This is a genomic window from Anaerolineae bacterium (assembly GCA_013178015.1).
Classification (GTDB): Bacteria; Chloroflexota; Anaerolineae; order DRVO01; family DRVO01; genus Ch71.
This window is the reverse complement of the sequence record JABLXR010000029.1, coordinates 38,080-46,709: the sequence shown is the minus strand read 5'-3', so window position 1 is coordinate 46,709 and position 8,630 is coordinate 38,080. Positions and strand designations below refer to the sequence as shown.

The 8,630-nt window shown below is 64.0% G+C and carries 6 protein-coding genes; 3 read left to right on the top strand and 3 right to left on the bottom strand.

The window, feature by feature from the left end; translation table 11 throughout:
• The 3 genes from HPY83_12150 to HPY83_12140 all read right to left on the bottom strand — a co-directional run.
• Positions 1-555 (bottom strand): hypothetical protein (locus HPY83_12150; protein ID NPV08695.1); only part of this gene is annotated, 555 nt, incomplete at its 3' end.
• A 156-nt stretch (positions 556-711) separates the two neighbouring features.
• A complete protein-coding gene (locus HPY83_12145; GenBank protein NPV08694.1) occupies positions 712-3,693 on the bottom strand; it encodes a cellulase family glycosylhydrolase in 2,982 nt (993 codons plus the stop codon).
• A gap of 120 nt (positions 3,694-3,813) precedes the next feature.
• Positions 3,814-4,458 (bottom strand): phosphatase PAP2 family protein, encoded by a 645-nt coding sequence (locus HPY83_12140; protein NPV08693.1) that lies wholly within the window; start codon positions 4,456-4,458, stop codon positions 3,814-3,816.
• 521 nt (positions 4,459-4,979) lie between these two features.
• Here HPY83_12140 and HPY83_12135 point away from each other — a divergent pair.
• The 3 genes from HPY83_12135 to HPY83_12125 all read left to right on the top strand — a co-directional run bounded on the left by HPY83_12135 (position 4,980) and on the right by HPY83_12125 (position 8,452).
• Positions 4,980-5,906, top strand: a complete 927-nt coding sequence (locus tag HPY83_12135) for a sugar ABC transporter permease (protein NPV08692.1) — start codon at positions 4,980-4,982, stop codon at positions 5,904-5,906.
• A 136-nt stretch (positions 5,907-6,042) separates the two neighbouring features.
• Positions 6,043-6,819, top strand: coding sequence for a carbohydrate ABC transporter permease (locus tag HPY83_12130; protein NPV08691.1), 777 nt, complete (start codon positions 6,043-6,045; stop codon positions 6,817-6,819).
• Between the two features lie 163 nt (positions 6,820-6,982).
• Positions 6,983-8,452 carry a sugar ABC transporter substrate-binding protein gene (locus tag HPY83_12125; protein ID NPV08690.1) on the top strand — a complete coding sequence of 490 codons (1,470 nt, stop codon included), beginning with the start codon at positions 6,983-6,985 and terminating at the stop codon, positions 8,450-8,452.
• The last annotated feature ends 178 nt before the right edge of the window (positions 8,453-8,630 follow it).

Below are 8,630 nucleotides of genomic sequence, written 5' to 3'. Positions count from 1 at the left end.
AAACTCGTCTATCTGATCCATGATCCGGTCCGTCACCGACCAGTCAAATACCCCCTTGGCTAGCTCTATGTCCCTCCAGGCAAAGTTCTGCTTCACCCAGCCAAACCCCGCCTCCCGTATCATCCCTAAATCCCGATGCGCCGTCTCCGGCCGCCACCACAAAAACGCCTGCATCCCATACTCCGGCGACTCCATCGGTAGCCCCCGAGGCCCCTCAGCTAGAGGAGGCGCTGGCGTAGGGCTGGCCATGGCAGTCGGTGAAGGCACGCCGGTGGGCATCGGCCACGAAGTAGCGGAAGCCACCGCTGGAATGGCGGAGGCAGCGGCAGGTGGAGTGGCACTCATGGCTGCGCGGCTGGGGAAAAGGTCGTTGTCGTGACTGGCTGCTCGGGTCAGCATGGGCCCCTCACGGCCCATGGCCGCCCCCGGTCCGTTGCACCATATGTAGTACCCGAAGTAGCCCACCGCCATCAGGATGCCCACGGTCCACACGGCCAGCCACCAATAGAGCCAGCCCGGCCAGGAACGCCGTTCCCCGGTTCCGTTGCTCTCCACCCAGCCCCTCACTCAGAGACGTTGCCTAGGCACCGAAGAGAGCGCCAAGGCCAGCATCGCCCGGTGCCTCCCGGTGTAACACGGTGGGGGGTGACCATTGTCACCCCCCAGACCAAGGCGCACCCTCAATGCGGATGCGCCCGGCACCTGCCATTCTCACTTAGGCATGGCAGCCAAGGCGCTGTAGCAGGGCAGCGGACCCCACCCCTCGTCCACGATGCCCCACTGTGCCTGCTCCGACCCCGGAGCCACCACTTTGAAATTCAGATTCCATAGGAACATCGGCCCTACCCAGCCCCAGTTCCGCGCCATCTGGTAGGCACGAACGGTCCAGTCAGCCTGATCCTGGAGGCTGTTGTCGGCAGCGTACTCGTAGTGAACCACGGGCGCCGGCGACGAGGCCCAACCGAACTCCGTGGGCCAGATCTTCTTGCCTCCGTCGCCGTACACCACCATGATGTTGCGGTAGCCCTCCATGGTGGAGCGGAAGCTCCACGAGTGGTGCGGAGTATCGCAGGCGCCGGTGAACCCCGCCTGTCTCGCCTTGATGAACTCACAGGCGCCCTCCCAAGTCACGTCCGGGCTCACGTTGTATCCGCTGGGGTGTGCCCCTATACCATCCGCGTAGTTCTTCAGCCCCGCCCGGTACATGCCCTCCAGGTAGGCGAAGTCGTCCATGCCAAGTGGCGGTTGCGCCCCAGTAGGAGTCAGCGCGCCGCTAATCACCAGTGCACCAGGGTCGTTAGCTTTGATGGCAGCGTAGCAGTGCTTGAGCAACTCCACGTAACGCCCCGGGTCAATGGGCTCGTTGCCCCACTCATAGTGCAGGTTCTGCTCGTTCCAGACCTCATAGGCTCGCACCCGACCCCGGTATCGGGCCGCCATGGCCCCCAAGAAATCGGCGAAATCCTGCGGGTTGGCTGGCGGGCCCTCCACGCTCAGGTCCGCTCCCGGGGGCCTAGCCCAGGCGGGGGCCTTCACCACGCTGAGGAGGACATTAATGCCGGCGGCGTTGGCCGCGTCCACCACCTCATCTATGGCGCCCCACTGATAGTCGCCCTTGGAGGGCTCGAACAGCTTCCACTCGATCTGCTGCTTGACCCAGTTGAACCCCATGCCCCTGATCATGGCCATCACCTGAGGTGCCTGGCCGTTGTGGATCACATGGGCTTGGACGCCGTAGCCAAAACCGCCACCTCCGCTGGGCGGGGGAGCTACCACCGGCGCCGGCGTGGCCGTGGGCGGAGGAGCCTCCGCGGGAGCTTCCGACTGGCTTTCCGCGCCTGGCGCTGATGTGCTGGTGGGCACCGGGACAGCTGTGTCGGTGGGAAGGGGTCTGGGGGTAGGAGTCGCAGTAGGCTCCGGAGCAGCAGTAGCAGTGGGCGACACCACCTCCAACAACGTTCCCCCGTCCAGACGCGACTGGTGCGACCCCACCAACAGGGCCGCCTGCAACGCGTAACTGCCCGCCTGGGCCGGCGCCTTCACCTCCCAAGCGCCTGCCCCTGCCTCCAGGTTTCTGAACTGATCGCCCTGTAGAGCCAGACTCAGGGCCACCGGCTCGCGCGGGTCGCTCACCACTAGGTTGCGGTAGTCGGCCAGGACGCGCCAGGTGTCTGGATGCTGGCCGGTGCCGGTCACCGCTACTCCTCGGAGTCGGTAGGAGCCGATCAGAGCCAGCTTGTAGGCCAGGCTGCCCGGATCCTCAAGCTGCACCACGTGCTCAGTGCCGCCAGGGTCTCGGTAGCTAAACCAGTGTGTATGGGTGGCCTCATCGTACTGAAGACCGGACCACTCGGTGAGGCCAGCTAGGCGCACTTTCACCGGCTGCTCAGGGCCAACCTGATTCCCATTCTCGAGCTCGATTCGACCGAAGGATGCCAATATGTCGTCGTACCGCCGATACAGGATGTAGTTCAGAACCTTCTCCCGGCTCAAGGCAGGCAGATCCACGTAGAGCCGATATCGCTCCACCTCGCCTGTCGCCCAGCTGAGAAGGCGGGCAAGCGACCCATCCGTCCTGTACGCGTTGAGGTCGGCCGGAACAGGCACCACCAGCCGATCGGCCAGCATCCCCAGTGCTCTCCAGTCAAAAGCGCCGGTTACCCAGCGGTCATCGGCGATCTGGATGGGCGGACTGACTCGGATGCCCAGCACTTTGCCCATGGCATGCAGACGAGAAGACAACTCACGCACGAACTCGGTGAACCGCTCGCGCAGCTCCGGGTTTACCTCCCGGTATTCGAGTTCGATCCCGGTCCACTCGTTCTCGTCCACAGCCTGCACCAGCGCCTCGATGTGCGCCTGAGTGAGCTCGGGTATGGCCAGCACGTTGTCGGTGTAGTCACAGCGCACCACGCCATCCGGGCCCCAGTTTCTCACCACTGGCACCACCCAGGCTTCAGGGCTCAACTCGGCCACCTCCGGAGGCAGGCTCCCACCCAGCGAGCCGTCCTCCAGCAAGTACAGGCCCATGGGGTTGGCCTCGGTGGCCCCCTGAGCCAACGCCACCACGTCGGTACCGGGATGAAGATCGGCGGAGACGGCCGGCACCACAGGCTCCTGATGGAAGACAGCCAGAGGGCCGGGGACGTAGTCCAGGTTAGCCTCGATCTGGTCGTCCTCGGGGATAACGTGAGAGGGCACGAATCGCCAGCTGTTACCAGTCCACTCGTAGAGAGAGAGGGCCTCGTAGGGCTCGGCATCATTCGGGATAGGTATGGAATAGGTGATCAGCCGAACGCCTGCGCCGGGGTTGCGGGGGAGCTGGCCCCTAACCTGGAGATCATAGAGGGGGCTCTTCAGGCGCAGGTGACCAGGCACGTTCGTGGCGGCAGCGTAGTAGCTCTCCGATGCCTTGCCCTCTAGAAAATCCAGCCGGGGGATGCCAGTTAGCTTGGCGTAGACCTGACCGGCAGCTTCCTGCAGAGTGACTTGGGTGCCGTCAGGATCCGTCAGTGAACCGCCCTGAGAGCCGATGAACTGGTACCCGACGCCGCTGATGCGGTTGCACGCCGATAGAGGGGGGAGGAACAGCAAGCCGGCAACGAAGCCAACGGCCAGCATCACGTTGAGGGCCATGGCGTTCCGCTTGTCCTCCAGGAAAGCCACTGCCCTAACCGGAAAGCTCTTGCTCATGGATACCTCGCGCGGTTAGATAATCGGGAATTCGATCTCCGGAAGGAAGTGCTCGTGGGGCCGCTCGAAGTCGCTCAGGCGGCCCGGCGGAACGCGCGGCATTCTACACGCGAATCGGGGTCACGGCAAGCCCCCAGTGCCGGAGCAGGAGACGGGCTCTTCACCGTCGCGGCTCCCCCGACCGCCCGGCAGAGCCAGCCACAGAGCCGATAGCCAGGCTGCGCCCAGGGCATACCCGCCCACCACGTCGCTCAGGTAGTGTACCCCCAGGTGCAGTCGGCTCACCCCGATGAGCAGCAGAACTGCCCCTGTGAGGCCGTAGATGGCCATGCGGCCGCAGCGCGTCCGCACACTGGGCGCCAGCAATAGGGCCACTGCGCCGTAGAAGGCCATTGCCAGCAGCGCATGTCCACTGGGGAAGCTGAAGCTATCAACCTTCACCAGCGCCTCGACCACCTCGGGCCTGGGTCGGTGCACCATCTCTTTGACGACCAGGCTAAGGAGCCCGCCGCCCGCGGCAGCCAGCCCCGGCACCGCCGCCACCATCGTGCCGCTGCGGCGCTTGATCCATGCCCATCCCAACGCCAGGGTCGCCACCACGACCGTCGAGCCGAGCCGGGTGATGAGCAGCATCAAACCGGTCACCCAGCTGCTGCCCAGGCCGCGGAGAACCCCCGGGCCTACTCGGTCCGACGACTCCAGGCTGGCCAGCACAATAGTACACAGCAGCAAGACTAGGGCCAGCGCCGCCGCTTTCGCCGCCACTTGCCTGCTGGACTTCCTCTGTTGGCCCCCAGCCCTAGCGATCGGTATCGCTCACCTCCCACGCTCCGGCGCCCATCAGACAGAAGCCCTGCCATCCTAAGCCAAGATGTTCCGAGCGCCAACCGAGCTACTGGGATCCGTCCGGCGCCGGTCCCAAGCGGCGGCGCACCAGTCCGGAGGTAGCTCATGCTCGGTACTCTCTCCTCGCACGAGCGCGGGATCGGCTTAGCCTGGCCCTGGCTGTGGGGCTCGACAGCAGCCGGGGCGTTCGGGTGTCCCTAGGCAAACGCAGCCCGGCCCATCGGCCGACGAGCCGGCTTCGGCAGCCCCAGCCCCGTGATTCGCTTGAGCGCCGCCAAGCATCGGTGCGGGGCCTCAGACACAGAGTCGTCGCCCGAGCGTGCAGCGTTTGCTGGCCCTTGCGCTGGCTGGTATAGGCACCTATAATGGTCACACTTCTCCAGATTGCTCGTTGCACCTGCAACTCTGTGGCAACAGGGGTTTGCCAGATGGGCTCACCTATGGTTGCGGTCCGAGCGGTGTGGGCGTCTTCATCGCGGACGTCCGCCTTTCGCAAGGAAGCACTCCAGGGGTTCCTTTGCATCGTGCCATGGCTGCTGGGCTTTCTCATCTTCACTGCTGGCCCCATGGTGGCTTCGCTCTGGCTCAGCACCACCGACTACGAGATTCTGAGACCCATCCACTTCATCGGGTCAGGCAACTTCACCAGGGCGCTGAGAGACCCTCTCTTCAGCAAGAGCCTCTGGAACACCGCTTTCTACACTGGGCTCTATGTCCCCCTCCACATCCTCACCGCCCTCTTGGCGGCCATACTCCTCAACACCAACGTGCACGGGAAGGGCATCTACCGGGTTATCTTCTACGTCCCTTCCATTATGCCCGCCGTGGCCAACGTGTTCCTGTGGATGTGGATCTTCAACCCGGAGTACGGGCTGGCCAACGCCCTGCTCAACGTCTTCGGGCTGCCGCCCCAGAAGTGGCTTTACTCCGCCGACCTGGCCAAGCCGAGCTTCGTCATCATGGCTCTGTGGGGCTTGGGAAGCGCCATGCTCATCTTCCTGGCTGGGCTTCAGGGCATAGATCCGGTCCTCTATGAGGCCTCTTCGATAGACGGGGCCAGTGCCTGGACGAAGTTCTGGCGCATCACCCTCCCCATGCTCACTCCTACCCTCTTCTTCAACCTCACTATGGGCATCATCGGCTCGTTCCAGGTGTTCACCACCGCTTTCATCGCCACCGGGGGCGGCCCAAACAACGCCACCCTGTTCTACGTCCTCTATATCTACCGCCAGGGGTGGGAGTTCACCCGTATGGGCTACGCCGCCGCCTTGGCCTGGGTGCTCTTCGCCATCATTCTGCTGGTCACCCTGATCCAGTTCCGCATGGCTGGCAGATGGGTCTACTACGAAGTAGAGCGGAAGGGGTAGGGAGAAGGTAATGGGAGCCACCACGCAGGTTCGGGCGCGGCTACAGGCCCAGCCCCGCTTCTACCAGCGAGCCCGCTATCGCCACTTTATCTTCGAGGCGGCGATGCAACTGCTGCTGGTGAGCCTGAGCCTGGTAATGCTCATCCCCTTCATCTGGCTGCTCAGCACCTCGCTCAAAGTGCGAGGGACCGAGTTCACCTTCCCGCCCGTCTGGATCCCCAACCCGCCCGTCTGGCGCAACTACTACACCGCCATCTTCGAGTCCGGCCTTCCCTTCACCCGGTTCCTCCTCAATACGGCCATCATCACTGGAGCCAACATGGTGGGCGTGCTCTTCGCCGCCTCCCTGGCCGGGTTCGGCTTCGCCCGCATGCGCTTCCCTGGGCGCGACAAGCTCTTCATCCTGGTCCTCTCGACCATGATGTTGCCCGAGATCGTCACCCAGATCCCTTCGTACCTGCTTTTCCGTCTGCTCGGGTGGATAGACACCTTCCTCCCTCTCATCGTGCCCACCTACCTCGGAGGGGGCGCCTTCAACATCTTCCTGTTTCGCCAATTCTTCATGGGCATCCCTTACGAACTGGACGAGGCGGCCCGCATTGACGGGGCCGGCATCCTCCAGACCTATCTTCGGGTCATCCTGCCCCTGTCCAAGCCCGTCCTCACGGCGGTGGCCATCTTCACCTTCCTGGGCAACTGGAACTCCTTCATGGGTCCCCTCATCTACCTGAACTCGCTGGAGAAGATGACCCTTGCCGTCGGGCTGCGGGCGTTCCAGGGCTTGAGAGGCACTGAGTGGAACCTGATGATGGCGGCGGCCACCATCATGCTCATTCCCGTTCTGGTCCTGTTCTTCGCTGCCCAGCGCTATTTCATCCAGGGCATAGTTACCACCGGCTTCGGAGGTCGCTAGCCACCAACTGAGGCGTCGGCAGCCAGACGCCGCAGTCGTTTCTGCACTCCAGGCGATAGCCGGCATCGCACCGCCAAGTGCGGTGCCGAGCGGACCTTCTGGTCGGCCCGCGGGAGGCGTCGGGCCTCCCGGCTACGATAGACGAACGCTGAGGAGGAAGATCGTGTCTGGAAGACTCATCACTCGTCGCGAGCTGTTCAGAGCCGGCGTCGCGCTGGCGGGCGCCGGGGCACTAGCGGCGTGCGGGGCCTCGCCCACGCCGGAAGTGATCGAGAGGATAGTGGAGAAGGAAGTCACCAAGATCGTCGAAGGCACGCCTCAGATCGTCAAAGAGACCGTCGTGGTCAAGGAGACGGTCGTCGTCGAGAAGGAGAGAGCGCCCGAAGGCCCGATCATCCTGGTGTATGCCTCTCAGTACTCGGGCCCGCCTCACAACGCCGCCGATGACCAGCTGATCGCCCAGTTCGAGGAGGAGAACCCGGACATCGGAGTCAAGAAGACGACCTGGCCCGGTCAGAACTTCCACGACAAGCTGCGGCTCCTGGCCACCGCCGGCGACCTGCCGGACGTCTTCAACCTCGAGACCAAGCAGATGGTCGATATGGCCTCGCGCGGCATGTGCCTGGACGTCACCGAGCTGTTCAACACCGAGTCCGGCCTCACCAAGGAGGACTACTGGGAGACGGAGTGGGAGAAGCACTTCTTCCAGGGGAAGATGTACCTGCTCTCCCTGGACACTCAGGACGTCATCATGTACTACAACAAGGACCTCTTCGACGCCAAGGGCATTCCCTACCCGCCTAAGACCTGGGATGACCCAGACTGGACCTACGACAAACTGGTCGAGATTGGGATGGAGCTCGCCGAGGGCGAAGGGGTCGAGAGGGTCTGGGGTTATGACACCTCGCGCTGGTGGGTCTATGCCTATCCCATCGTGTGGTCCTTCGGCGGCCTCATCACCAACGAGGACCGCACCGAGTCCCGGTTGACCATGCCCGAGACCATCCAAGCCTTCCAGTATCGCGCCGATCTTATCAACAAGTGGAGGATCACTCCCACCCCGGCGGAAGCCACCGAAGGGGCCGTCACCCAGTTCACCAGCGGCCGCCTGGCCATGCGGTCCGTCTGGAACCCCTGGATGTGGTACATCAACGATGTGCCCGAGTTGCACTTCGACATCGCCGCCATGCCTCGCGGCGCCGCCGGCGCCTTCACCCGCACCCCTCAGGACGGCTGCTCCATCGGCTCGACCACCAGGTACCCCTTGGAGTCGTTCAAGTGGGCCATGTACCTGGCCGGCCCCACGGGGCAGGAGTTGTACGACAACCGCCTCGGGCTGGGCACACCCACTCTGAAGGCGGTCGCCGAGCTGGACAGCTTCATCCATCCGCCCGTCCAGGGTCTGGAGCACATAGACCAGACGCTGGTCCTGGACATCTTCCGTGGCGGCCACACCAAGCACCAAGACGTCACGGTGAAGTTCCCGGAGATGGACAAGATGATCACCGCCGAGATGGACGCTCTGCTCGACGGCGAGGTGACGGCGGAGGAGTTCTGCCACACGCTCGATCCTCAGATCACCGAGCTCCTGCAGTCCATCCCCGAGGATCAGCGCGGCTGGGTGGGCGACTAGCGGCTTACGCACTCAAGGCAGAGGGGCCGCCGGTGGGCGGTCCCTCTGCCTCCACTCATGACCGGCCCCGGCGAGAGGCACGCACAACCCACCCTCTAGGCCCCTTCGGTTCCTCGCGCCGCTGACTGACCCCGTCTCTCCTTTACGTCTCTCCAGAGCCCGTCTATCCTGCACCGAG

Excerpts from the sequence above, each read along its gene's own strand:
- HPY83_12145 (NPV08694.1), bottom strand. The coding sequence starts at position 3,693 with ATGAGCAAGAGCTTTCCGGTTAGGGCAGTGGCTTTCCTGGAGGACAAG.
- HPY83_12135 (NPV08692.1), top strand. The coding sequence starts at position 4,980 with ATGGTTGCGGTCCGAGCGGTGTGGGCGTCTTCATCGCGGACGTCCGCC.
- HPY83_12130 (NPV08691.1), top strand. The coding sequence starts at position 6,043 with ATGCTCATCCCCTTCATCTGGCTGCTCAGCACCTCGCTCAAAGTGCGA.